Raw genomic sequence first — 22900 nt, 5'->3', positions numbered from 1 at the left:
CTAGGAGCCGGGGCAGGGCTCGTCAGGGTGCTTGTCCCGCTGACCGGGAGGATCCCGCTCAGTGGACGGGCCGGTTCCCCATCACGACGGCGCTCCCTACCGTGCGCGGGTGAGCTCCCCAGACCCCGCCCGGCCGCCCGAGCGCGATGACGTCGCCGCGATCACCCGACTGAAGTACCGCTACCTGCGCTGCCTGGACACCAAGCAGTGGGAGGAGTTCGCCACCTGCTTCACCGACGACGCGACCGCCGACTACAACGGACTCGCCTTCGAGGATCCCGTCAGCCTGGTCGACTACATGCGCACCAACATGGGCCCCGGAGTGCTGACCATGCACCAGGCACACCACCCGGAGATCGACCTCGCCCCCGATGACCCCGACCGGGCCGCGGGCCTGTGGTACCTGCACGACAAGGTGATCGTGGACCAGTTCCGCTTCGCCCTGGAGGGAGGCGCGCTCTACACCGACAGGTACGCCAGGACCGACGACGGGTGGCGGATCGCGCACACCGGCTACCGCCGTACCTTCGAGATGACGTGGAACCTGGATGACCCGGGCGCGGTCAAGGTCGCGGGGCCCGAGGTGCGCTCCCGGTTCTAGACCGGCGGGTCCGCCCACCGGTCAGTCGTGGCCCGGACCCGCCAGCAGGGCACGGGCCTCGGGCCCACCGTCGAGGCCGCGGGTGGTGCGCGCCTCGATCTGCCAGCCGTCCTCGGTCCTCCTCAGCTCGAACCGGTTGGCCCCGATCCGGACCGGGAAGACGCGGTCGTCGCGGCCGCGCACGAGCAGCACGGACTCGCAGACCGCGACCGCGCGGTCCGCGTCCACGACGACGTGCGCCGGCCCCAGGAAGTGCGAGCAGCCGCGGCCGATCAGGCCCTGGTGGGCCTCGGAGCGCACCATCTCGGCGACCTCGGCGCGCGAGCGCATCTGCAGGTCCTCCACGTCGTAGCTGCCGTCCTCGGTCCACAGCGCCGCGACCCGATCCGCCTCCCCGGCGTCCACGAGCGGGCCGTAGGCGGCGACGACCTGGGCGACCGCCTGCTGGTCCTCCAGCCGCTGCAGGCGCTGCTCCAGCGCGGCCACCCTGGTCTCCTGCGCGTCGCTCATGTGACTGCCTGCCCTGCTCGCTCGAGGACTGCCAGCGTCTCCAGCTGCTCGAGGTAGTGGTCGCAGGACTCGGCGGCCAGGTGCACCGAGACCAGCGTGGCGCCGGCCTCGCGAGCCCGGGCCACCGCTGTGGCGGCTCGTGCCGGGTCCTGCATCGGGTCCAGGGGCCGTCCCGCACCGAGGACCACCTCGAAGCCTTCGGGCAGCGAGTGCTCGGCCAGCATCTGCGCCAGCTGCGCATGCTTGAGCCCGAACGGGACCCAGCCGTCCCCGCGCTCGACGGCCCGGCGCAGGGAGCGGGAGGTGTGCCCACCGATCCACAGCGGCACCCGCTCCTGGACGGCGTGCGGCTCCACCACGAACCCGGAGAACCGGAACCGGCTGCCGGCGTACTCCGGGCGGGCCTGCGACAGCGAGGCGCGCAGCGCGTCGATGGCGTCGTCGGCCACGGCGCCGCGGGCCGAGTAGTCGGCACCAAGCAGGTCGAACTCCTCGGGGACCGATCCCACCCCGAGCCCCAGGACGACCCGACCGTGGCTGAGAAGGTCGAGCGTGCCGTAGCGCTTCGCGACGGCGAGCGGGTGGTGATAGCCCAGCACGAGCACCTGGGTGAGCAGCCGGATCCGCGTGGTCACCGCGGCCAGGAAGCTCAACGTGGCCAGCGGGTCCCAGTACGTCGCCCCCCGAGCGGCCGCGAGCTCGTCCGGGAGGGCCACGTGCTCGGAGCAGGTGAGGTGGTCATAGCCCAACCGGTCGGCGGCCTGGGCCACCCGGACCAGCTCCTCGGGCCCGGCGGTCCGCTCCCAGGGCGAGTGGAAACCGGGCAGCGCCGTGACGATGGGACTGGTGATCCCGAGACGCATCGCACCTCCTCCTGCGGCCGGGCCGGTCGCCCCGCGGCGCCCCGAGTCAACCTGCTCGGGACCGACCGGCGCCCGAGCACTCCCACTGAACGAAACAGAATGAATTTCAGAATGCTCTGGTCGTCAACCCCTCGGGTTGTTACCGTCGTCACATCTAGAATTCGTTTCAGTTCTGCCGGAGGTGGCCGTGGTGACCGTCATGGAACTCGAACTCGACGACGCGGGCGATCCGCAGCTGCTCCCCGGCGTCATCCCGACGTCGATGGTCGAGCGGATGACGCTGATCCTCGACCTGTTCACCACCCGGGAGGAGCTGCTCCCGCTGGAGCAGATCGCGCGCCGGACCGGGCTGCCACGCTCCACCGCGCACCGGATCCTCGACCAGCTGGTGCGGCTGGACTGGCTCCAGCACGCGGCCACGGGCTACGGCCTCGGCCGCCGTTCCCTCGGCCTCGGTGGCGGGCACGGCGAGAACGACCGGCTGCGCTCGGTGGCCTCGCCGTACCTGCAGGACCTGTTGCTGCGCACGGGTGCGGTGGTGCACCTGGCAGTGCTCAACGGCGGCCGGGTGCAGTACCTCGACAAGCTGGGCGGTCGCTCAGCCGTCGTGGTGCCCTCCCGCGTCGGCGGGACCGCCCCGGCGCACTGCACGGCCCTGGGCAAGGCGATGCTGGCCTGGCTCCCGCCGGAGGAGGTCGACGAGCGCCTCGGCAGCCGCCGCGAGGCACCCACCCGGCAGTCGCTCGCCCAGCCCGAGGCCCTCCACCAGGAGCTGGCGCGCATCCGCACCCGCAGCGGGCTGGCCATCGAGCACGGCGAGTGCTTCCCCGACATCGCCTGCGTCGCGGCAGCGGTCCGCGGGCCGCTGGGACCGGTCGCGGCGGTCTCGCTGGTCGTGACCAACGGCGCGGCGCTGGAGCGTGCTGCTCCCCTCCTCGTCGGCGCGGTCCGCCGGGTGACCGCCGAGCTGTACCCCGAGCACGTCCGCCGGGACCAGCACTCCGCGTTCGCCCAGATCAGGCAGACGGAGGCACGAGCGATCGGATGACCCGGTCGGTCCGGGTGACCACCCGGGCCCGGTCACCGGCGACCTGCGCGTCCGCCACCCGCTGGTGCTCCTGCACGACGTGCACCGGGCCGTGCGGGAGCGCGGCCAGCCCTTCCCGGGCGACCTCAGCCGGGTCCGAGACCCGCAGCCCCGGGAGGTCCAGCTGCAGCCCCGCCCGTTCCATGGCCGGGGTCCGGGTGGTTCCGAGGACCAGCTCGAGCACGTCCACGCCGTGCGGCTGCAGCTCTGCCCACAGCCCTTCGGCGAAGACGCGGCTGAACGCCTTGGCGCCGGCGTACACGGACTCGGTGCTGGTGCCGACGTAGCCCGCGAGCGACCCGATGAGCAGGATGCCCCCGCGTCCGCGCTGCTTCATCGGCCGCGCGAAGTGCTGGGTGAGCCCCAGCATCGTGGTCAGGTTGACGTCGACGACCTGGCGGAAGGCGGCCAGGTCTCCCTCGGTGAACGGGCGGCCGTGGCTGTTGGCACCCGCGTTGTAGCACAGCAGCCCGACCTCGAGGTCCGCCGTGGCCTCCCCGACCGCCGCCACCGCTCGCTCCTGGCTGAGGTCGACGGCCACCGTGCGCACCTCGGCCCCGAGCCCGCGGACCCGGGCCGCCGTCTCGTCGAGGGGACCTTGGCGGCGGGCGACCAGCACCAGGTTGATCCCCTCGCCCGCCAGCTGGGCGGCGACCTCGGCCCCCACCCCCTCGGAGCCTCCGGCGACCACGGCCCAGGGGCCGTACGGGGACGCGTCCACGTCGTGGTGTCGTGGTTCCTCGTGTGCTGGGGACATCCCGGGAGTCTGGCTGGGACCGGGGCGACGGGGGCCCGCGATCCCACTCACCGGTAGCCTGCGAGTGCGGAGCGCGGCGAGCGGCGCACGATGGTGACGACCGGGGAGCACCGGTCTCCAGCCGACCGAGCGTCGGCGTCTCTGGTTCCCAGGAGGTCGCGTGCCACGGATAGCGGAGACGCGCACACCTGCCGAACCCGTCTCGCAGGTGCAGAAGGAGCGTTACCGCCGGATCCTCCAGGCCGCGAGCCGGCTCGGGGCCGAGCACGGCGCGGAGCGGATGCAGATGAACGACGTCGCCAAGCAGGCCGGCGTGGCCATCGCCACCCTCTACCGCTACTTCCCCTCCAAGACCGACCTGTTCGTCGGGGTGCTGCGCTCCCAGGTGGAGCGACTCGGCGAGGAGCCACGGCCCGCCCCGCAACCCGGTGGGCGAGCGATGGCCGTCGCCGAGGTGCTCATCGAGTCCAGCCGCCGGATGCTGCGCCGCCCGCAGCTCGCCACCGCGATGCTGCAGGCGAACAACGCCGCCCAGCTCAAGGCCGGTCGCGAGCACGCCGAGGCCAGCTCGGCCTTCCACCACCTGCTCCTGACGGCCCTGGGCTGCACCGAGCCCGGTGAGGAGGACCTGAGGATGGTTCGACTCGTCGAGCAGACCTGGTACGGCATCCTCGTCTCCGCCCTCAACGGGTTGATCTCGCTGGAGCAGGCCGAGGAGGACGTCCGGCTGGCGTGCACGCTCCTGCTCGGCCCCCGCTACGACCGGACTGCTCCAGCCTGAGCCGGTGACGGCGCCCCCGGTCCGGTGACGGTCCCGGTCAGTGGAAGGACCCGCCCGGACCCGGCCCGACCCGGCCGATACTCACGCGGTCCTGAGCTCTCGGAGAGGAACCGCAGATGAGCACCCAGACCGACCCTGCCGCGGCGGCGCAGGCAGCCCTGGTCGCCATCATCGGCCCCGGTGGACCTTGCGAGATGCAGGTCGAGGAGGTCCTCGGAGCTCCGGTCAGGGTGTTCACCCGCCGGTTCCGCGCCCTCCATGAGGTGCTGGCCGGCTCCGTCCAGTACGGCGACCGCCCCTACCTCGTCACGCTCGAGGGTCGTCTCACCTTCGAGGAGCACGCCGCCCGCGTCTCCTCGGTGGCACGGGCACTGCGCGAGCAGTACGGCGTAGGTCCCGGCGACCGGGTCGCCATCACCTCGGCCAACACCCCCGCCTGGGTGGAGTCGTTCTGGGCGATCACCTCGATCGGGGCGATCGCCGTCGGCTGCAACGCGTGGTGGGCACCGCGCGAGCTCGCCGACGCACTGGCCCTCACCGAACCCGTCCTGGTGCTGGCGGACCGCAAGCGGGCTGCCGTGGTCACGGCGCTGCCCGACGTCGCTGCCCGGCTCGTGGTCCTGGAGGACGAGCACGAGCAGCTGGCCACCGCGCACCCCGGGGCACCGCTGCCGAGCACGGAGGTAGCGGAGGACGACCCCGCCGTCATCTTGTTCACCTCCGGCACCTCCGGTCGCCCCAAGGGGGTGGTGCACACCCACCGCAACCTGTGCTCGGTGATCGGCTTCCACCAGTTCAACGACGCCGTCGCCGCAGCGTTCGGCGACCCGGTGGCACCGCAGGACAAGACCTATCTGCTGGCGATGCCGCTGTTCCACGTGGGCAGCCTGCACAACCTCACGGTCACCCGCCTGGCGACGGGCAGCACCGCGGCCATGCACCTGGGCGCTTTCGAACCCGCCCGGGTCCTGCAGCTGGTCGAGCACGCCCGGGTCACACACTGGGGAGCGGTCCCGACGATGGCCAACCGCCTGCTGACCTTCGACTCGGTGGGCGACTACGACACCTCCTCGCTCTATGCGTTCTCGCTGGCCTCCGCTCCGTCGTCCCCCGCGTTCAAGGAACGACTGCGCGAGCGGCTGCCGTTCGCCGGGACCCTGGTGGACAGCTACGGCCTCACCGAGTCCTGCACCGCGGTGGCGGTCGCGACCCCGATGGACCTCGCCGAGGCACCGGGGACCCTGGGCTCACCCGTGGTCGGCGTCGAGCTCGAGGTCCGGGACCCGCTCGGACGCCCCCTGCCTCCGGGCGTGGAGGGGGAGGTCTGCGTGCGCAGCGCCTACAACATGCGCGGCTACTGGCAGAACCCCGAGGCCACGGCAGCCGCCATCGACGACGACCGCTGGCTGCACACCGGCGACCTGGGCACGCTGGACGACAAGGGGCGCATCCGGCTCTCGGCGCGACGCTCCGACCTGATCATCCGCGGTGGGGAGAACGTCTACCCGCCCGAGGTGGAGGCGGTGCTCTCCGAGCACCCCGCGGTGCGCGAGGTCGTGGTGATCGGCGCCGAGGACGAGGACCTCGGGCAGACGGTGTGCGCGGTGGTGGTGCCGGTGGACGCCACCACCGACCCCGACGAGCTGGTGCGGGTGCTGCGCGCGTACGCGGCCGCGGAGCTGGCGCACTACAAGGTCCCCACCATCTGGCGGGTGGATCCGGCTCCGCTGCCCCGCAACGCCACCGGCAAGGTGGTGCGCCCGGCCGTCACGCTCTGAGCCGGCGTGCCCCCTGGGTCAGAGCCGGGGGTCAGAACCGGGGGTCAGAGCCGGGTGACGCCCTCGGCGGTGAGCACCGCAGGCCCGGTCATCAGGATCCGGTTGTCCTCGGTCCACACGATCCGCAGGGTGCCGCCGGGGAGGTCCACGGTGTACGTCGTGCCGCGCGGCGCCTCGTCAGCCAGCGCGGCGGCGACCATCGCGGCGCAGGCGCCGGTGCCGCAGGACCGGGTCTCGCCGGAGCCACGCTCGTGCACCCGCATGGCCACGTGGTGCTCGCCGCGGCGTACGACGAACTCGACGTTGACGCCCTCGGGGTAGACCTCCGGGTCGTGCCCCGGCGCCTCGCGGAGGGCTCCTGCCTCGGCGAGGTCCTCGACGAAGACCACGGCGTGCGGGTTGCCCATGCCGATGTTGCGGGCCTCGAACGTCCGCTCGGCCTCCCCCTGGCCCACCGTGACCGTGGTCAGCCCGAGGACCTCGGGGGTGCCCATGTCCACGGTGATCTGGTCGCGGTCGAAGGTGAGGGTCTTCACGCCGGCGCGGGTGGCGATCGGCAGCGGGTTGCGCGGGTCGACGTCGGCGTGGGTGGCCAGGTAGTGCCCCAGCACGCGGATGCCGTTGCCGCACATCTCGGAGACGGAGCCGTCGGCGTTGCGGTAGTCCATGAACCACATCGCCTCGCTCCTGGCCGCCACCGCAGCGGGGTCCTCGGTGGCGTCGGTGCGGACCACCCGGATGACGCCGTCGGCGCCGATGCCGGACCTGCGGTCGCACAGCAGCAGGGCCTGGCCTGCGGTCAGCTCTTCGCGACCGTTGGCGTCGGGGAGCAGGACGAAGTCGTTCTCGGTGCCGTGGCCCTTGACGTAGGAGTACTCGATCACGGGTCTGATCCTGTCATGGGCCTGTCGGGCACTGGCCTCCTCGGCCGGGGTGGGAGCGGGTTCGATCGGAGAAGGTTCGGGTGCGGGTTCCTCGACGGGACCCTCCGCCGGGCTCTGTTCGGGGCCCTTCTCTGGATTCGGGGCGTCCGCGACGACCTCGTCCTTCTTCTCCGGCAGCCCGACCAGTCGGCGTGCCCAGTTCCACGCGGCCACGGGTCAGGCCCCCGGGTTGCGGTAGAGGTTCTCGGCGTAGGCGGGCCCGTAGTACTCGTCGAGCTCGTCCACGGTGGCCTCCGGTCGTTCCAGTCGCTGGGCGATCACCGCGCGCCGGGCCACCACCCCCTCGGGGTCCCAGGTGGTCGGGTCCCACAGCGAGGAGCGCAGGAACGCCTTGGCGCAGTGGTGGAAGAGCTCGTCGATCTCGACCACCAGGGCCAGCAGCGGCCGGTGCCCCTTGACCACCATCTGGTCGAAGAAGGGCGCCTCGGAGACCAGCCGCGCCCTCCCGTTGATCCGCAGGGTGTCGCCGCGTCCGGGGATCAGGAACAGCAGGCCGACGTACGGGTTCTCCAGGATGTTGCGGTAGCCGTCGGCCCGGCGGTTCCCGGGACGCTCGGCCAGGGCGATCGTGCGCTCGTCGATGACGTGCACCATCGTGCCCGCGGGGTCGCCCTTGGGCGAGACGTCGGCGGCCCCGGACGCCGAGGCGGTGCCGACGACGCAGAAAGGGGACGCCTCCAGCCAGGCGACGTCGACGTCGGTAAGGCGCTGGCGCGCCTTGTCCCGCACGCGAGGCGTGGGCTCACCGAGGAGAGCCGTGAGCGCGTCGACGTCGACGATCTCGGTCCACGGCTGGTGAGCGGTCATGGCGTGAACCTACGTCGCTGCCCTGTGGCTTCAAACCCCGGTAGGTGCCGCGGCCGCTCGCCGGGTACTCACTGGGCACTCAGTGGGCACTCAGTGGGCACTCACTGGGGCGAGGGGATGGCGGCGAGCGCCTTCTCGACGCGCTCGGGGTCGTCGTGGGCGACCCAGACGATCCGGGGGTCCTTGCGGAACCAGCTGTCCTGCCGGCGGGCGAAGCGACGGGTGCGGTTCACGGTCTGCTCCCGGGCCTGCGCCTCGGTGATCTCGCCGTCGAGGAACGCGAGCACCTGCTGGTAGCCCAGTGCGCGGTACGCCGTACGCCCCTCGCGCAGGCCGCGGCCCGCGAGCTCGCGGACCTCCTCGACGAGGCCCTCGGCGAACATCTCCTCGACCCGCTGCTCGATCCGCCGGTCGAGCGTGGGCCGGTCGATGTCGACGCCGATCTGGACGGCCCCGGGGTAGTGATAAGTCGGCTCCGGCAGCGCCGCGCTCCACGGGCGACCGGTGAGCTCGATGACCTCCAGCGCCCGCACGACCCGGCGGCCGTTGCGCGGCTCCATCTGCGCGGCGGCGGCAGGGTCGACCTCGGCGAGACGGGCGTGCAGCGCCTCGGCACCGATGGCCTCCAGCTCCTCCTCGAGGCGGGCGCGTACGACGGGATCGGTGCCGGGGAACTCGAAGTCGTCGATGACGGCGCGCACGTAGAGCGCGGAACCGCCCACCAGTACGGGGGTGACGCCGCGCCGGTGGCAGTCCTCGATGACCTCGCGGGCCCAGCCCTGGAACTGGGCGACCGTGGCGGGCTCGCGGACGTCGAGCAGGTCGAGCAGGTGGTGGGTGATCCCGCGGCGCTGGGCCGGCGGCAGCTTCGCCGTACCGATGTCCATGCCGCGGTAGACCTGCATCGAGTCGGTGTTCACGATCTCGCCGCCCAGTCGCTCGGCGAGGTCGAGGGCCAGGGCGCTCTTGCCCGCCGCGGTGGCGCCCACCACCGCCACCACCCGCGGGGCGGTCGGGTGCGGACTCGCGGGCGTGGACACGGCCGTTAGTTTGGCAAAGGTGGAGGCGGGTACGCCGAGCGGCACAGCCCGATGACATCGACGAAGCCATCCGTGGCCGACACGAGGAGAAAAACAGTGAGTTTCCTGGACCAGGCGAAGAAGCAGCTCGGTGACGTCGTGCATCAGCACGGCGACAAGATCGGCCAGGGTCTCGACAAGGCCGGGCAGGCGTTCGACACGAGGACCGGCGGGAAGCACACCGACAAGATCCGCGCCGGCGTGTCCAAGGCGAAGACCGCGCTCAACGACTACGAGGCGCGGAGCGGGGACCTCCGGGCCACCTCCGGCGGCAGCCAGCCCCCCGAGCCGTCCGCCGACCCGCCCGGTGGCCCGGCCAGCGACCCGACCGGCCCCAGCGGCCCCTCGGACCCGAGCGAGCCCACCGCACCGACCGAGCCCACCGCACCGAGCGGGCCGATGAGCTCGGCCGGCGGGGGCGACGAGGACCCGGTCCCCACCGACCCCTCCCCCGTGCCGCCGGAGCCCGGCGCCGACCCCAACGAGGAGATCGCCGACGGCACCCGCCCGGTCCCCGCAGGGGGCACCGAGTGAACGGCGACAGCCAGGAGCCGGGCGAGGCACCCGAGCCCAAGACCGACCCGGCCCCCGACCCCGCCCCCGGCGGCCCCGCGGACCGGGTCCTGGACGAGGACGACCAGCCGCCCGCCACGCCCGACCAGCCGCGCTCGGCCCAGGTCGAGGAGGAGAGTGTCCCCGACGAGATCGAGGAGGCCGAGGACGTCGACAAGGACGTCGAAGAGGGCGAGAAGGGCACCGACGAGGCGACCGACGAGCCTGCCTGAGGGCCGGGGCCTGGGCTGGGTTCGGCCTGGGTTCGTGTTCGAGAGTCCGTTGCTCGCCGGCTCGGCGGGCGCAATTGCTGGCAAATGACGGTCGCTTTCCCCGGGCGTACTGACATTTGCCAGCATTTGCGCGCCACGGGCGCCTCAGCAGTGGAGCCAGGACCGGGCCAGCTGGCCCGGGAACCTCAGAGCGAGCAGCCGTCCTGGGGCGGCAGGGGTGCGGGTACGCCGACCGTGGGCAGTCCCAGGGAGACGCCTGCGGGGCTCGGGGTGGCGGTACGGGCCTCCCAGGCGTCGCCGGCGCGGGTACGCCGCAGCGAGCTGATCGGGCCGTCGGCGACGAGGTGGTGCGGTGCGCCGTAGGTGATCATGCACTCCACCATGTCGCCGGGTCGGACCTCGACCGGAGTGCCGTCCTCGAGCACGGGGGTGAAGTGCACCAGGCGGTTGTCGCGGGCGCGGCCGGTCAGCCGGAGGGTGGCAGCGTCCTTGCGCCCCTGTCCCTCGGCGACCATCAGCTCCACGGTGTGACCCTCCAGGGCCCGGTTCTCGGCCCAGGCGACCTCATCGGCCAGCGCCACGAGGCGCAGGTAGCGCTCCTGGACGACCTCCTTGGGGAGCTGGTCGGGGAGCACGGCGGCCGGGGTGCCAGGCCGCTTGGAGTACTGGAAGGTGAACGCCCCCGAGAAGCGCGCCTCGCGCACCACGTCGAGGGTGGCCGCGAAGTCCTCCTCGGTCTCGCCGGGGAACCCCACGATGATGTCGGTGGTGATCGCCGCCTCGGGCATGGCGGCGCGGACCCGCTCGATGATCCCGAGGAACTTCGACTTCCGGTAGGAGCGCCGCATCGCACGCAGCACCGCGTCGGAGCCCGACTGCAGCGGCATGTGCAGCGAGGGCATCACGTTCGGCGTCTCGGCCATCGCCTCGATGACGTCATCGGTGAACTCCGCGGGGTGCGGCGAGGTGAACCGCACCCGCTCCAGGCCCTCGATCTCGCCGCAGGCGCGCAGCAGCTTGGAGAACGCCTGGCGGTCACCGAACTCCACGCCGTAGGCGTTCACGTTCTGCCCCAGCAGCGTCACCTCGGCGACGCCCTCGGCGACGAGCGCCTCGATCTCGGCGAGGATCTCGCCGGGACGACGGTCCTTCTCCTTGCCACGAAGCGAGGGCACGATGCAGAACGTGCAGGTGTTGTTGCACCCAACCGAGATCGACACCCAGGCGGCGTACGCCGACTCCCGCTTGGTGGGCAGGGTCGAGGGGAAGACCTCGAGCGACTCGAGGATCTCGACCTGCGCCTCCTCGGCGATCCGGGCGCGCTCGAGCAGCACCGGGAGTGACCCGATGTTGTGGGTGCCGAAGACGACGTCGACCCAGGGGGCCTTCTCGGTGATCGTGGAGCGGTCCTTCTGGGCGAGGCAGCCGCCCACGGCGATCTGCATCCCGGGCCGCGTTCTCTTCACCGAGGCGAGCTGCCCGAGGTTGCCGTAGAGCTTGTTGTCGGCGTTCTCCCGCACCGCGCAGGTGTTGAACACCACCACGTCGGCGGGTTCAGCGCCCGCACCCCCGGGCGCCGCGACGTAGCCCGCGTCCTCCAGCAGACCGGTGAGCCGCTCGGAGTCGTGGACGTTCATCTGGCACCCGTGGGTGCGGACCTCGTAGGTGCGGGCGGAGGCAGGCTCGGGTGCAGTCATGGCCGCACCAGCCTACGTCGCGCGGTGCGCGCCCCCGCCCGGCCCGCTCAGCCCTTGTCGGGGTCGGCGGCCTTGCGCAGGGTCTCGCTCTCGCTCTCGACGGCCTTGGCCACGGCCGGGTCGAGCAGCTCGGGCGTGCCGGGCTGCTGGAGGGCGCTCTCCACAGTGGAGGGGTTGGTCCCGGCCTCGGCACCGGTCGTGCCCCCGGTCCCACCACGTGCCGAGCTGCGCGTCGCGGCCTTGGGCTCGTTGTGGAACGACTCCGGGGGCGTCTGCGGCTCGGCCTCGATCACGATGGGCTCGGGCAGGTCCTCGGGTGCCGGCGGGGCGAACGCGGCCAGGTCGGGGCCGGGGATGTGGTCGCGCGGGTCCTCGGCCGGAGCCTTCTTCGCCGTCGCCTTCTTGGCCGGAGCCTTCTTCGCCGCCGCCTTCTCGGCCGGGGCCTTCTTCGCCGCCGCCTTCTCGGCCGGGGCCTTCTTCGCCACCTTCTCGGCGGGGGCCTTCTCCGCGGCGGGAGTCTCGGCAGCCGGCGCTTCCTCGGTCGGGGCCTTCGCGGGAGCCTTCTCCGCCGCCGCCTTCTTGGCGGGAGCCTTCTTCACCGGGAGCTTCTTCTCGACCTTGGCCTGGACGTCCTCGACGGTCTCGGCGACCTTGACCTTCGCCTCCGCAGCCGTGCCCTGCACCTCCGCGGCGACGTCCTTGACCGCGTCCGGTACCGGCTTCGGGCCTGCTTCCCTGGCAGTCTCCGGAGTCTTCTCCGGTCCCTTCTCTGCGTCCTTCTCTGGGCCCTTCTCTGCACCCTTCTCTGGGGCACCCCCGATCCGGCTGCGCACCAGGCCGATCCCCGCCCCGGCGGTATCCTTGACGAGTCCGGTCGCCTTCGCAGCGGTACCGAACGGAAGTCGGACCGCGGTGCGGGCAGTGCTCACCGCGGTGTGCGTGAGTGACTCGACGGTGCTCTTGATCGACATGCTGGTCCTCTCGGGAGGGTCGGAAGTGCAGTGCCGCGGCGTGGCCCCGAGGCCTCGCAGGACGCGTTGCCAGACCTGTGCCCGCCTCAGGGAAGGCCAAACCGTCACCAAGATCACCCCTACGGTTACTGGTGTGCAACGAAGTGGCGCGTGGCTCGACTCAGGTCCCACCGATCCCTAGAGTCACGGAATGACTGGGCCTTGAGCAGCAGGGCCACCCGGCGCCGACAACCTGCCCAAGGCATCTACAGAGGAGCAACGTGTCGACCTACGAGCCCCTGATCGTCCTCGACGGCGTGAACAAGTGGTTCGGCGACCTGCATGTCCTCAAGGACATCAACCTGAGCGTCGGCAAGGGCGAGGTCGTCGTCGTGATCGGCCCGTCCGGGTCCGGCAAGTCGACCCTGTGCCGGGCGATCAACCGGCTCGAGACCATCGACCAGGGCACGATCACCCTCGACGGTGAGCCGCTCCCGGCCGAGGGCAAGGCCCTCGCGGCGTTGCGCGCCGAGGTCGGCATGGTCTTCCAGAGCTTCAACCTCTTCGCCCACAAGACGATCCTCCAGAACCTCACCCTGGGGCCGGTCAAGGTGCGCGGCAAGGGCAAGGCGGAGGCCGAGACGCGCGCTCGGGAGCTGCTGGCCCGGGTGGGCGTCGCCGAGCAGGCCGACAAGTACCCCGCCCAGCTCTCCGGTGGCCAGCAGCAGCGGGTCGCGATCGCCCGGGCGCTGGCGATGGACCCCAAGGCGATGCTCTTCGACGAGCCGACCTCGGCGCTGGACCCCGAGATGATCGCGGAGGTCCTCGACGTGATGGTCGACCTCGCCAAGCGCGGCATGACGATGATCGTGGTCACCCACGAGATGGGCTTCGCGCGTACGGCGGCCGACCGGGTCGTGTTCATGTCCGACGGCGCGATCGTCGAGGAGAACACCCCTGAAGAGTTCTTCACCAACCCCAAGTCGGACCGGGCCAAGGACTTCCTCAGCCGCATCCTCAAGCACTGACCAGGCACGTACCCACCACGAAGGAGAAATCCATGCGATTCACGAGGACCAAGGCACTGATCATGGCCGGGGCGATGTCTCTCGCCGTCGCCGGCTGCGGCGCCGATGAAGACAACAACGGCACGAGCGGCGACGACGCCGCTGACGCCAAGTTCGACGCGGGCACCACGATGGCCGAGATCCAGAAGTCGGGGAAGATCACCATCGGCACGAAGTTCGACCAGCCCGGTTTCGGCCTGCTGGGTCTCGAGGACAAGCCCGAGGGCTTCGACGTCGAGGTGGGCGAGATGATCGCCAGCGCCCTGGGCATCGACGACGACAAGATCACCTGGAAGGAGTCGCCTTCCGACGTCCGCGAGCAGCTGATCGAGGACGGCGAGGTCGACATGGTGGTGGCGACGTACACCATCAACGACGAGCGCAAGAAGCGGATCACCTTCGCCGGCCCCTACTACGTGGCCGGTCAGCAGCTGATGGTGAACTCCGACAACGACGACATCAAGGGCCCCGAGGACCTCAAGGACCCCAGCATCAAGGTGTGCTCGGTGACCGGCTCGACGCCCTCGGAGCAGATCAAGACCTACCTCGCGGACGAGAAGAAGCAGCTCACCCTGTTCGACGTCTACGACAAGTGCGCCGCGGCCCTGCGGAACAACCAGGTCGACGTGGTGACCACCGACAACGTGATCCTGCTCGGGTTCGCCGCGAAGTCCGACGGCAAGTTCAAGCTCGTCGGTGAGCAGTTCACCAAGGAGCCCTACGGCATCGGCATCAAGAAGGGCGACGTCGAGTTCTGCGAGTTCATCAACCAGACGCTCAAGGACAACGAGAAGGAGTACGAGGAGGCGTGGGCGGACACCGCCGGCGAGATCGAGGGCACCCAGACCCCGACCCTCCCCGAGCCCGCTCCCTGTTCCTGATCACCCGGTGGTCCCGCCGCGGCATGCGGCGGGACCACCGCTTTCCAGCTGAGAAGAGGCACACGTGGAGGGAGTGACCCAGAACCTCGACCTGTTCTGGTCGGGTTTTCTCCGGTCCCTGGGCATCTGCCTGTGGGGGATGGTCGGTTCCCTGTTGCTCGGCACCGTCCTGGCGACCTTCCGGGTCTCGCCGATCCCCTCGCTGCGCTGGTTCGGCACCGCGTGGGTCACCGTCGTGCGCAACTGCCCGCTGACCGTGGTGCTGTTCTTCTTCGCCTTCGGACTGCCCGAGATCGGGATCAACCAGTCCTACTACGCCTTCGGGGTGGCGGCGCTGGTCGTCTACACCTCGGCGTTCGTGTGCGAGGCGGTGCGCTCGGGCATCAACTCCGTGCCTCCGGGCCAGGCAGAGGCGGCGCGCGCGATCGGGCTCGGCTTCACCCAGTCCCTGCGCGAGGTCATCCTGCCGCAGGCGTTGCGGACCTCGGTCCCGCCCGTGGGCAGCGTGATCATCGCGATGTTCAAGAACTCCGCGGTCGTCGGCGCCTTCGGCGTCGGCGGTGACCTGTACGCCGTGGGCAAGAGCCTCACCAGCGCCCAGGGCTACGCCACCATCCCGGTGCTGACCGGGGTCGCGATCGGCTACCTGCTGATCACCATCCCCGCCGGGCTGATCCTCGCCGGCATCGAGCGCAAGGTGGCGATCGTCCGATGAGCGCCGAGACCGTCCTCTACGACGCTCCCGGGCCCCGCGCGCGCCGACGCGCGTTGATCGGCACGGTGATCGCCTCGGTGCTGATCCTCGGCCTCGTGGCAGTGGTGATCAAGCGCCTCTACGACCAGGGACAGTTCTCGATGGAGCTCTGGGGTCCGCTCATCGACCCCGGCAACGAGTCCTTCGAGCCCGTCTGGAGCCTGCTCTGGAAGGGCCTCCAGGCCACGCTGATCGCGGCGGTGCTGGCGATCGCTCTCTCACTGGTCGTGGGCTCCGTGGTCGGCTCGGTCCGGCTGCTGCTCTCGCCGGGGGCGCGGATCCCGCTGGTCGGCCTGATCGAGCTCTTCCGCGGCCTGCCCGTGGTGATCACGATCTTCTTCGTCTATCAGGGGCTCCCCGACCTCGGCATCGACGTCGGGCCGCTCCCGGGTGAGGACGGGCTCTGGTACGTCGTCATCGGGCTCACGCTCTACAACTCGGTGATCATCGCCGAGATCATCCGCTCCGGGGTGAACTCACTGCCGCGTGGGCAGGCCGAGGCCGCCCTGGCGATCGGGATGACCCCGGGCCAGACGATGCGCACGGTGCAGCTGCCGCAGGCGTTCCGGACCATGCTCCCCGCGCTGATCAGCCAGCTGGTGGTGATCCTCAAGGACACCTCGCTCGCGGCCGTCCTGGGGATCTACGTGGAGCTGCTGCGTCGCGGCAACATCATCGCGCTCAACCTGGACAACCCGATCCAGACCCTGACCGTGGTCGGGCTGATCTTCATCCTGATCAACTACGCCCTCTCCCGCCTCGCGGTGTTCGTCGAGGGGCGGTTGGCCCGGCGCGGCGTCTCGCGCGAGCAGATGGACAAGAGCATGACCATCGAGGCGGGCCTCGGCGGCGGCGCCCTCAGCTGAGACCCGGCGGGGTCAGGCCTTCTTCTTCGGGGTCACCCAGAGCCTGATCGTGCCCTCGATCACCACGGTGCCGTCGGTGCGGACGCCCTTGACCCGCACCGGGACATCAGGGTCCGTCCCGGTCCACTGCTCGGGGTCGGTCTCCGCGATGCAGGTGATGTCGGTGGTCGCCTTCGCGGTGTAGCTGACCTCCATCCCCTTGGGGATCCAGCGCTTGTCGCTGGGGATCGAGGCCTCGGCGAGCACGCCCATCGCTGCCTCGAGGCCGTTGCACAGCGCGATCGCGTGCACGGTCCCGATGTGGTTGTGCACCCCGCGCCGCTTGGGGATCACCACCTCGGCGTGGTTCGGCTCCACCACGGTGAACCGCGGCCGGATGGTCCAGAAGTACGGCGCCACCTGGGAGAACGCGAACGAGAACAGCCGGTCGCCGATCACCGGGATCGCGTGGGCCTTGGCGTGCAGGTCGAGGACTTTGCTCATGGGCCAACCTTACTCACCGGTAACCGGCGAGTACGGCGTGCTCAGCCGGCGGTCTCCAACCGCGACACCAGTCGGCGCGCGTCGTGCGGGGCGTAGCCCTTGATGTCGTTGTCGAAGTAGACGAACGCGTCCCGGCCATCGGCGGTCCAGCCCCGCAGCTTCTCGGTCCACTCGTCGAGCGCAGTGTCGGTGTAGCCGCTGGCGTAGAGCTCGGTAGCCCCGTGCAGCCGGACGTAGACGACCGGGCCCACCGCCTGCTCGAACCGCGGCCAGGTGCCGGCGGAGTCCGCCACCACCAGGGAGAGGTCGCAGGAGGACAGGTGCGCGATCGCCTCGTCCGCGGCGAAGCTCGGGTGCCGCGGCTCCAGCGCGTGGAACAGCGGCCGCTCCACCACCTCGCCGCTCCACAGCCTGTCCCCGGAGACCTTGTCGTCGTGGAGCTCGGCGAGCGCGGCGGCCTGCGTGGTGGTGCGCGGGAGCAGCGAGCAGAAGTCGGCCAGCACCTGCTCGTCGTAGGGGAAGGTGGCCGGCAGCTGCCACAGGATCGGGCCGAGGGTCTCCCCCAGGCCCAGGACGCCCTGGGCGAAGAAGTTGGCCAGCGGCACCTCGATGTCCCGGAGCCGCAACATGTGTGTGATGAACCGGCCGCCCTTGACCGCGAACACGAACCCCTCGGGCACCTCGCTGCGCCACTTCTCCCAGCTCGAGGGGCGCTGCAGGGAGTAGAAGGACCCGTTGATCTCGATCGAGGAGAGCTGCGAGGCGGCGTACTCCAGCTCGCGGCGCTGCGGCAGTCCCTCGGGGTAGAAGTCGCCGCGCCACGGCGGGTAGCGCCACCCCGAGATGCCGATCCGGATGCTGCCCATCACGGCAGAATAGGCGGCGAGGTGGCGAGGTTCAGCGACGGGCGAAATGGGAAGGTATGCGCCATGCGCGCCCTCCCCCTCCTCGTCACCAGCGTCCTCCTGGCCTCCCTGCTCGTGCCGTTGACCGCACCGGCCGGCGCCGCAGCCGACGCCACGCAGACCAGCGGACGCCTCGTCCTGCTGCTGGACTCCTCGGGGTCGATGAAGGACAAGGCCGCCGGCGGCGGCACCAAGATCGAGGCGGCCAAGGACGCGTTGAACGACGTGGCCGACACGCTCCCGGACGGCGTCGAGGTCGGCGTGCGCGTCTTCGGGGCCACCGTCGAGAACAGATCCCAGCGCGGCGCCTGCACGGACACCCAGAACGTGGTGCCGGTCGGCCCGGTCGACCGTACGGCGATCAAGCGCGCGGTCTCGAAGTACAAGCCCTACGGCGAGACGCCGATCGGCAACGCGCTCAAGGGAGCCGCGAAGGACCTCGGCTCCGCGACGGACGGAGCGCCGCGCACGATCGTGCTGCTCTCCGACGGGGAGCCCACCTGCGCCCCCGACCCCTGCAAGGTCGCCCGCCAGCTGCGGACCCAGGGAGTCAACCTGCGGGTCAACGTGGTCGGGCTCGGCGTCTCCGGCAAGGCCCGCAGCGCCCTGCAGTGCGTGGCCCGAGCCGGCGGCGGCCGCTACTTCGACGCCTCCAGCGCCGCCGAGCTCACCGAGAGCATGGTGCAGGTCAGCGTCCGCGGCCTGCGGCTGTTCAGCCTGTCCGGAGAACCGGTCACCGGTGGCACCAGCACCGCCGATCCCACCGCCCTCGAGCCGGGTGACTACGTGGACGAGACCCTCGCGGACGAGGCTCCGAAGTACTACCTCGTGGACAAGCCGACGAACGGAGCCTTCACCGCCTCGGCAGTGCTGCGCCCCCGTGACAGCGACAACATGTCGGATCTCCTCAAAGTCTCCCTGCTCACTCGGGACGGCCAGCGGTGCGTGAACGACTACGCGAACAAGCTCAACGTGTTGGGGCTGGAGACGATCATGGGGTCGTCGGCCACCTTCAGTCCCGTCATGGAGTCGAGCGCCCACACCTCCTGCGCGGCCGAGGAGCAGCTGCTGGTCCAGATCAGCTTCAACGGCCCGCCCACCCCGATGAGCTTGCGCGTGCGCACCCATCCCGAGGTGACCAACCTGGCCGAGCTGCCCGAGCCGGCGAACCAGGCCGACGAGGACACCTGGCAGCGCCCGGCCCCTCTGACCGGCACAGGGACCCCGATCATCGGCGGAGCGAGCTTCGAGGAGGCGCCCGAACTGGAGCCCGGGACGACGTACTCCGACACCCTGCGGCCCCGTGAGCAGCTGCTCTACAAAGTCAGGATGGAGTACGGCCAGAGTGCCCGGATGACCGCACGGGTCGAGACCGATGTGCATGCGGCCAGGCTGCAGGGGCCCATCGGTGTGCAGGTGCAGGCCAAGGGGTTCAACCCGTTGGGCCGGGACCTCGGCTACACCAACAACCTCGATGCCGGTGTCCGCCCGATGGGCCGCTACAACGGTGGGGACCCGGTAACGGTGAGCCATGCCGTGCCCCCCGTGCGCCTGCAGAACCTGAAGTCCCTGCGCACCGAGATCAGGGCGAGCGCCTTCGACGGCTTCTACTACTTCACGATCGAGATGGGCGGGGTGAGCGACAGGGCTTCGGAGGAGTTCGCGGCCCCGGTGCGGCTCGCGGTGGCTGTCGACGGGGAGCAGCACGGTGCGCCCGAGTACGACGGGGAGGTGCAGGGCGCGTCGACCGAGGAGTCCCCGGCTGCCGAGCCCGAGGCCGATGACGACCCGGAGGCGGGCACTGACGACGCCAAGGACTCCGACACGGCGGAGTCGAGCGCGGGCTACGTGGTCGAGCCCTGGATGCTGGCAGTCGGTGGCGTCGTCGTGCTGGTGCTGGTGGCGGCAGCGGTGTTCGCCGGGCTCAGGGCCGGTCGTCGCCGCCGGGCCGCCTGACCCGGCCCCGAAAGGCGGCGAGCCCGCGTGGTTCGTCGTTGGGCGAAATGGGATGATGCGCGCCATGCGCGCGCTTCCCCTCCTCACCGGCACTGCCCTCCTGGCCGCCCTGCTGGTGCCGGTGACGGCACCAACGGGCTCGGCCGCCGACGTCTCGGAGACGAGCGGACGTCTCGTCCTGCTGCTGGACTCCTCGGGGTCGATGAAGGACCCGGCTGCCGGCGGCGGCACCAAGATCGAGGCCGCCAAGGCCGCGCTCAGCGACGTGGCCGACGAACTGCCCGACGGCGTCGAGGCGGGCGTGCGCGTCTTCGGCGCCACCGTCGAGAACAGGTCGCAGCCCGGCGCCTGCACGGACACCCAGAACGTGGTGCCCGTGGGCCCGGTCGACCGGGCGGCGATCAAGCGCGCCGTCTCCACGTACAAGCCCTACGGCGAGACACCGATCGGCAACGCACTCAAGGGAGCCGCCGAGGACCTGGGCGCCGCGAGCGACGGTGACCGGCGCACGATCGTGCTGCTCTCCGACGGGGAGCCCACCTGCGCTCCCGACCCCTGCAAGGTCGCCAGCCAGCTCCGGTCCCAGGGCATCGACCTGCGGATCAACGTGGTGGGCCTCGATGTCGCCGGCAAGGCACGCTCCGCGCTGCAGTGCATCGCCCGCGCCGGCGGTGGCCGCTACTTCGACGCCGACAGCGCCGAGGACCTCGCCGACTCGATGGTCCAGGTCAGCGTGCGCGGGCTGCGCGAGTTCAGCCTCTCCGGTGAGCCGGTCGTCGGTGGGACCAGCACCGCCGACCCTGCCGAGGTCGAGCCCGGCGACTACGTGGACACCACCCTGGCCGACAAGGCCCCGAAGTACTACCTCGTCGACGTGCCCGAGAAGGGCGCTGTCAGCGCCTCGATGGTGGCCCGCCCGGAGAACGGCAGCACGGTCGACTCCGGCACGGTGACCCTGATGACCCCGGACGGGACCCGGTGCAGCTACGGCATGGGGCAGAAGGCGAACGTCCTGGGCCTGCGCTCGATCATGGGGATGACCGCCTACTACGGCGCGGCCACCGACCGCACCACCAGCAAACCCTGCGCGGAGGCCGAGCAGATGCTCGTCTCGGTGAGCTTCAACGGCCCGCCGAGCCCGTTCTCGCTGCGGGTGCGGACCTATCCGGAGATCGAGAACTTCGAGGAGCTGCCGGGACCGGTCGACTCGAAGGACGAGGACACCTGGCAGCGCCCGGTCGCGCTCACCGGCACCGGCACCCCGGTGACCGGCGGTGCGAGCTTCGAGGACGCGCCCACCCTCGAGCCCGGCACCACCTACTCCGACACGCTGCGGCCCCGCGAGCAGCTGATCTACAAGGTGCCCGTCGGTTGGGGCCAGTCCCCGCGGTTCACCGCGCGCCTCGAGACCGACCCCACCGCCGACAAGCTCCAGGGCATCATCGGCATCCAGGTGACCTCGACCGCGTTCAACCCGCTGGGCCACGAGCTGCAGAAGACCTTCAACACCGACACCGGCATGGTGCCGTCCGGGCGCTACAACGGCTCCGAGCCGATCACGGTGGGCGCGGCGTACCCGCCGGTGCGGCTGCGCAACCTCGAGCCCTACGACCACGAGGTGAACCAGAACTCCCAGGCAGGCGACTACTACTTCACCCTGGAGATGGGTGGCGACCCGAACCGCGCCGACGAGCAGTTCGCCGCACCGGTTCGGCTGGCGGTCGCCGTGGACGGTGAGGTGTCCGGGGAGCCGAAGTACGCCGGCGAGGTCGAGGGCGCCCCTGAGGAGGCCGAGCCGGCCGAGGACTCCGAGACCTCGAAGGCGGCGGACGCAGCCGAGGACGCGAAGGCGGTGGACTCCAGCGCCGGCCTCGTGGTGGCGCCGTGGATGCTGGTGGTCGGCGGCGTCCTCGTGCTCGCCCTGGTGGCCGCCGCGGTGCTGGCCGGGCTCAGGGCCGGTCGCCGCCGGGCTGGCTGAGCCGGCTCACCCGGCGTGGCCGCGGAGCACCGTGGCGACGTCGATGCTGCACCCGATCACGGTGTCGACCCGGCCACCGGCCTGCGGTTCGTCGAACCACAGCCCCTGGGTGGCGCCCAGCTTCTCCAGCACCCTCAGCGAGCGCGCGTTTCGGTGATCGGGTGCCGCGAACAGCTCGCCCACTCCTTCTCCGGCCCCGTCGTACGCCGGGACCACGATGTCGCGCAGGAAGGTCCACAGCAGGCTGGTGCCGAGCCCGCGGTCGACGAAGGCAGCTTCCCCGATCACGTAGTCGAACCCGACCGCGTCGGGACGCCCGCACAGCAGCGCGAACTCGGGGTGGTCGGCGATCCGGTAGTCCTGGCAGAACCCGACCGAGCGGCCGTTGACCTCCCAGACCCAGTAGCGCACCGCGTCCTCCCCGCGGATCCCTGGCCCGTAGTTGGCGGCCACCTGCTCCGGTGAGCGGTTCTCGTCCCACCAGCGCGCCACGTGCGGGGCGTTCACCCAGCGGGTGACGTCGCCGAGGTCCCCCATGGTCATAGGGCGCACGGCGAACCGGTCGTGCTCGGGGACCCGGAACCGAAGCGGGTCACCGGAAAGGTCGACGGCGAGCACCGGCCCCCGACCACCTGCACGTCGGTCCGCCGCCTGTGCCCACGACTCCCCCGGCAACACCTCGGAGCGGGGGACCTCGATCTGCACGACCCCATTGTGAGGGATCAGCCGAGGTCCTCGTGTAGCTCCAGGTCGGACTGGAGATCGGCTTGGAGCTCCTCCTTGACCACGCGGAAGGCCACCGAGCTGGAGTGACCCTTGCGGGCCAGCATCCCGACGAGGCGGCGCACCGCCTTGTCCTGGTCGAGGTTGCGGACCGAGCGCAGCTTGGCCTGCACCAGCCTCCGGGCGGCCTCGACCTCGTCGTCGGGATCGATCTCGTCGATCACTTCCTTGGCGAGCTCGTCGTCGATGCCCTTGCGGCGCAGCTCCTGGGCCAGCGCCCGCGAGGCCAGCCCGCGACCGGACTGGCGCTGGGCCACCCACTCGCGGGCGAACCCGGCGTCGTCGATCAGGCCGACCTCCTCGAACCGGTCGAGCAGCCGGGTGGCGACCTCGTCCGGGACGTCGCGGGAGGCCAGCTTGTCGGCCAGCTCGGAGCGGGTCCGCGCCCGCCCGGTCAGCTGGTCCAGCAGGATCTTGCGGGCCACCGACTCCGGATCGGCGTCAGGCCCCGTGTCCAGCCCCTCGGCCGGCTCCGCAGCCTTCGGCGCGGGCCAGCGGCTGCGCCCCCGCGTCACATGCACCCCGCGTTCACTCGCATCGACCCACTCACAGCCACGCGCCGTGTCGCGTCAAACCGCGGTAGTGGCA

Annotated in this window: 24 protein-coding genes; 12 read left to right on the top strand and 12 right to left on the bottom strand. The window is 71.2% G+C overall.

The window, feature by feature from the left end; genetic code table 11:
* The first annotated feature begins 109 nt into the window (after positions 1–109).
* Complete coding sequence (locus AC4BGC_RS03630; protein ID WP_490554357.1) at positions 110–601, top strand: nuclear transport factor 2 family protein; 492 nt, start codon at positions 110–112, stop codon at positions 599–601.
* A gap of 21 nt (positions 602–622) precedes the next feature.
* Here AC4BGC_RS03630 and AC4BGC_RS03625 read toward each other — a convergent pair whose 3' ends face one another.
* Together AC4BGC_RS03625 and AC4BGC_RS03620 are read right to left on the bottom strand one after the other, a co-directional pair.
* Entirely contained in the window at positions 623–1111 is a 489-nt protein-coding gene (locus tag AC4BGC_RS03625) for a nuclear transport factor 2 family protein (RefSeq protein WP_490554356.1), read from the bottom strand.
* On the bottom strand, positions 1108–1974 hold the full coding sequence (locus tag AC4BGC_RS03620) for a TIGR03619 family F420-dependent LLM class oxidoreductase (RefSeq protein ID WP_490554355.1): 867 nt from the start codon (positions 1972–1974) through the stop codon (positions 1108–1110). The genes AC4BGC_RS03625 and AC4BGC_RS03620 overlap by 4 nt, the downstream gene beginning before the upstream one ends.
* A 199-nt stretch (positions 1975–2173) precedes the next feature.
* Here AC4BGC_RS03620 and AC4BGC_RS03615 point away from each other — a divergent pair, with 199 nt between their 5' ends.
* Complete coding sequence (locus AC4BGC_RS03615) at positions 2174–3022, top strand: IclR family transcriptional regulator (RefSeq protein WP_490554354.1); 849 nt, start codon at positions 2174–2176, stop codon at positions 3020–3022.
* Here the strand turns inward: AC4BGC_RS03615 and AC4BGC_RS03610 are convergent.
* A complete protein-coding gene (locus AC4BGC_RS03610) occupies positions 2991–3818 on the bottom strand; it encodes an SDR family NAD(P)-dependent oxidoreductase (RefSeq protein WP_490554353.1) in 828 nt (275 codons plus the stop codon). The two genes, AC4BGC_RS03615 and AC4BGC_RS03610, sit on opposite strands and share 32 nt — an antisense overlap.
* A 160-nt stretch (positions 3819–3978) precedes the next feature.
* Between AC4BGC_RS03610 and AC4BGC_RS03605 the strand changes: the two genes are divergently transcribed.
* Both AC4BGC_RS03605 and casG read left to right on the top strand, forming a co-directional pair.
* Positions 3979–4599 carry a TetR/AcrR family transcriptional regulator gene (locus AC4BGC_RS03605; protein WP_490554352.1) on the top strand — a complete coding sequence of 207 codons (621 nt, stop codon included), beginning with the start codon at positions 3979–3981 and terminating at the stop codon, positions 4597–4599.
* Between the two features lie 116 nt (positions 4600–4715).
* Positions 4716–6377, top strand: coding sequence for a steroid-24-oyl-CoA synthetase (gene casG, locus AC4BGC_RS03600; RefSeq protein WP_490554351.1), 1662 nt, complete (start codon positions 4716–4718; stop codon positions 6375–6377).
* Positions 6378–6421: 44 nt separating this feature from the next.
* Here casG and dapF read toward each other — a convergent pair whose 3' ends face one another.
* From dapF to miaA, 3 genes are all read right to left on the bottom strand, one after another.
* Entirely contained in the window at positions 6422–7261 is an 840-nt protein-coding gene (gene dapF / locus AC4BGC_RS03595; RefSeq protein WP_490554350.1) for a diaminopimelate epimerase, read from the bottom strand.
* 216 nt (positions 7262–7477) lie between these two features.
* Positions 7478–8128, bottom strand: coding sequence for an MSMEG_1061 family FMN-dependent PPOX-type flavoprotein (locus AC4BGC_RS03590; RefSeq protein ID WP_490546070.1), 651 nt, complete (start codon positions 8126–8128; stop codon positions 7478–7480).
* 101 nt (positions 8129–8229) lie between these two features.
* Complete coding sequence (gene miaA, locus AC4BGC_RS03585; RefSeq protein WP_490554349.1) at positions 8230–9168, bottom strand: tRNA (adenosine(37)-N6)-dimethylallyltransferase MiaA; 939 nt, start codon at positions 9166–9168, stop codon at positions 8230–8232.
* A gap of 96 nt (positions 9169–9264) precedes the next feature.
* On the opposite strand from miaA, the gene AC4BGC_RS03580 reads away from it, so the two are divergent.
* Together AC4BGC_RS03580 and AC4BGC_RS03575 are read left to right on the top strand one after the other, a co-directional pair.
* Positions 9265–9741, top strand: a complete 477-nt coding sequence (locus tag AC4BGC_RS03580; RefSeq protein WP_490546073.1) for an antitoxin — start codon at positions 9265–9267, stop codon at positions 9739–9741.
* On the top strand, positions 9738–9992 hold the full coding sequence (locus tag AC4BGC_RS03575) for a hypothetical protein (protein WP_490546075.1): 255 nt from the start codon (positions 9738–9740) through the stop codon (positions 9990–9992). Before AC4BGC_RS03580 ends, AC4BGC_RS03575 begins: the two co-directional genes overlap by 4 nt.
* Before the next feature lie 185 nt (positions 9993–10177).
* Here the strand turns inward: AC4BGC_RS03575 and miaB are convergent, their stop codons facing one another.
* On the bottom strand, positions 10178–11689 hold the full coding sequence (gene miaB / locus AC4BGC_RS03570) for a tRNA (N6-isopentenyl adenosine(37)-C2)-methylthiotransferase MiaB (RefSeq protein ID WP_490554348.1): 1512 nt from the start codon (positions 11687–11689) through the stop codon (positions 10178–10180).
* A gap of 47 nt (positions 11690–11736) precedes the next feature.
* Positions 11737–12660: a hypothetical protein gene (locus tag AC4BGC_RS03565; protein ID WP_490554347.1), complete on the bottom strand. Its 924-nt coding sequence runs from the start codon at positions 12658–12660 to the stop codon at positions 11737–11739.
* Between the two features lie 278 nt (positions 12661–12938).
* Between AC4BGC_RS03565 and AC4BGC_RS03560 the strand changes: the two genes are divergently transcribed.
* From AC4BGC_RS03560 to AC4BGC_RS03545, 4 genes are all read left to right on the top strand, one after another.
* Entirely contained in the window at positions 12939–13667 is a 729-nt protein-coding gene (locus AC4BGC_RS03560; RefSeq protein WP_490546796.1) for an amino acid ABC transporter ATP-binding protein, read from the top strand.
* Between the two features lie 32 nt (positions 13668–13699).
* On the top strand, positions 13700–14587 hold the full coding sequence (locus AC4BGC_RS03555; protein WP_490554346.1) for a glutamate ABC transporter substrate-binding protein: 888 nt from the start codon (positions 13700–13702) through the stop codon (positions 14585–14587).
* Between the two features lie 64 nt (positions 14588–14651).
* Positions 14652–15302, top strand: a complete 651-nt coding sequence (locus tag AC4BGC_RS03550) for an amino acid ABC transporter permease (RefSeq protein WP_490554345.1) — start codon at positions 14652–14654, stop codon at positions 15300–15302.
* Complete coding sequence (locus tag AC4BGC_RS03545; protein WP_490554344.1) at positions 15299–16207, top strand: amino acid ABC transporter permease; 909 nt, start codon at positions 15299–15301, stop codon at positions 16205–16207. Before AC4BGC_RS03550 ends, AC4BGC_RS03545 begins: the two co-directional genes overlap by 4 nt.
* 12 nt (positions 16208–16219) lie before the next feature.
* On the opposite strand, the gene AC4BGC_RS03540 is transcribed toward AC4BGC_RS03545, so the two are convergent.
* Both AC4BGC_RS03540 and AC4BGC_RS03535 read right to left on the bottom strand, forming a co-directional pair.
* Positions 16220–16690: a hotdog fold domain-containing protein gene (locus AC4BGC_RS03540; protein WP_490554343.1), complete on the bottom strand. Its 471-nt coding sequence runs from the start codon at positions 16688–16690 to the stop codon at positions 16220–16222.
* Between the two features lie 41 nt (positions 16691–16731).
* Positions 16732–17556, bottom strand: a complete 825-nt coding sequence (locus tag AC4BGC_RS03535) for a DUF72 domain-containing protein (protein ID WP_490554342.1) — start codon at positions 17554–17556, stop codon at positions 16732–16734.
* Positions 17557–17619: 63 nt separating this feature from the next.
* Here AC4BGC_RS03535 and AC4BGC_RS03530 point away from each other — a divergent pair, with 63 nt between their 5' ends.
* Both AC4BGC_RS03530 and AC4BGC_RS03525 read left to right on the top strand, forming a co-directional pair.
* Positions 17620–19551, top strand: coding sequence for a vWA domain-containing protein (locus tag AC4BGC_RS03530; RefSeq protein ID WP_490554340.1), 1932 nt, complete (start codon positions 17620–17622; stop codon positions 19549–19551).
* Positions 19552–19615: 64 nt separating this feature from the next.
* The gene (locus AC4BGC_RS03525; RefSeq protein ID WP_490554339.1) at positions 19616–21529 is read left to right on the top strand and encodes a vWA domain-containing protein; all 1914 of its coding nucleotides are present in this window, start codon (positions 19616–19618) and stop codon (positions 21527–21529) included.
* Positions 21530–21535: 6 nt separating this feature from the next.
* On the opposite strand, the gene AC4BGC_RS03520 is transcribed toward AC4BGC_RS03525, so the two are convergent.
* Together AC4BGC_RS03520 and AC4BGC_RS03515 are read right to left on the bottom strand one after the other, a co-directional pair.
* The gene (locus AC4BGC_RS03520) at positions 21536–22234 is read right to left on the bottom strand and encodes a GNAT family N-acetyltransferase (protein ID WP_490554338.1); all 699 of its coding nucleotides are present in this window, start codon (positions 22232–22234) and stop codon (positions 21536–21538) included.
* 17 nt (positions 22235–22251) lie between these two features.
* Entirely contained in the window at positions 22252–22833 is a 582-nt protein-coding gene (locus AC4BGC_RS03515; protein ID WP_490554337.1) for a regulatory protein RecX, read from the bottom strand.
* Between the last annotated feature and the right edge of the window lie 67 nt (positions 22834–22900).

The organism is Nocardioides sp. Z38_18, assembly GCF_058215695.1.
Note: the sequence above shows the minus strand (reverse complement) of the source record. Positions and strands in the feature narration are given on the sequence as shown.

What these genes read in the sequence shown, in the direction of transcription:
- AC4BGC_RS03625 (WP_490554356.1), bottom strand. Translation starts at nt 1,111, where the DNA reads ATGAGCGACGCGCAGGAGACCAGGGTGGCCGCGCTGGAGCAGCGCCTG.
- AC4BGC_RS03620 (WP_490554355.1), bottom strand. Translation starts at nt 1,974, where the DNA reads ATGCGTCTCGGGATCACCAGTCCCATCGTCACGGCGCTGCCCGGTTTC.
- AC4BGC_RS03615 (WP_490554354.1), top strand. Translation starts at nt 2,174, where the DNA reads ATGGAACTCGAACTCGACGACGCGGGCGATCCGCAGCTGCTCCCCGGC.
- AC4BGC_RS03610 (WP_490554353.1), bottom strand. Translation starts at nt 3,818, where the DNA reads ATGTCCCCAGCACACGAGGAACCACGACACCACGACGTGGACGCGTCC.
- casG (WP_490554351.1), top strand. Translation starts at nt 4,716, where the DNA reads ATGAGCACCCAGACCGACCCTGCCGCGGCGGCGCAGGCAGCCCTGGTC.
- AC4BGC_RS03590 (WP_490546070.1), bottom strand. Translation starts at nt 8,128, where the DNA reads ATGACCGCTCACCAGCCGTGGACCGAGATCGTCGACGTCGACGCGCTC.
- miaB (WP_490554348.1), bottom strand. Translation starts at nt 11,689, where the DNA reads ATGACTGCACCCGAGCCTGCCTCCGCCCGCACCTACGAGGTCCGCACC.
- AC4BGC_RS03565 (WP_490554347.1), bottom strand. Translation starts at nt 12,660, where the DNA reads ATGTCGATCAAGAGCACCGTCGAGTCACTCACGCACACCGCGGTGAGC.
- AC4BGC_RS03555 (WP_490554346.1), top strand. Translation starts at nt 13,700, where the DNA reads ATGCGATTCACGAGGACCAAGGCACTGATCATGGCCGGGGCGATGTCT.
- AC4BGC_RS03545 (WP_490554344.1), top strand. Translation starts at nt 15,299, where the DNA reads ATGAGCGCCGAGACCGTCCTCTACGACGCTCCCGGGCCCCGCGCGCGC.
- AC4BGC_RS03540 (WP_490554343.1), bottom strand. Translation starts at nt 16,690, where the DNA reads ATGAGCAAAGTCCTCGACCTGCACGCCAAGGCCCACGCGATCCCGGTG.
- AC4BGC_RS03535 (WP_490554342.1), bottom strand. Translation starts at nt 17,556, where the DNA reads ATGGGCAGCATCCGGATCGGCATCTCGGGGTGGCGCTACCCGCCGTGG.
- AC4BGC_RS03530 (WP_490554340.1), top strand. Translation starts at nt 17,620, where the DNA reads ATGCGCGCCCTCCCCCTCCTCGTCACCAGCGTCCTCCTGGCCTCCCTG.
- AC4BGC_RS03525 (WP_490554339.1), top strand. Translation starts at nt 19,616, where the DNA reads ATGCGCGCGCTTCCCCTCCTCACCGGCACTGCCCTCCTGGCCGCCCTG.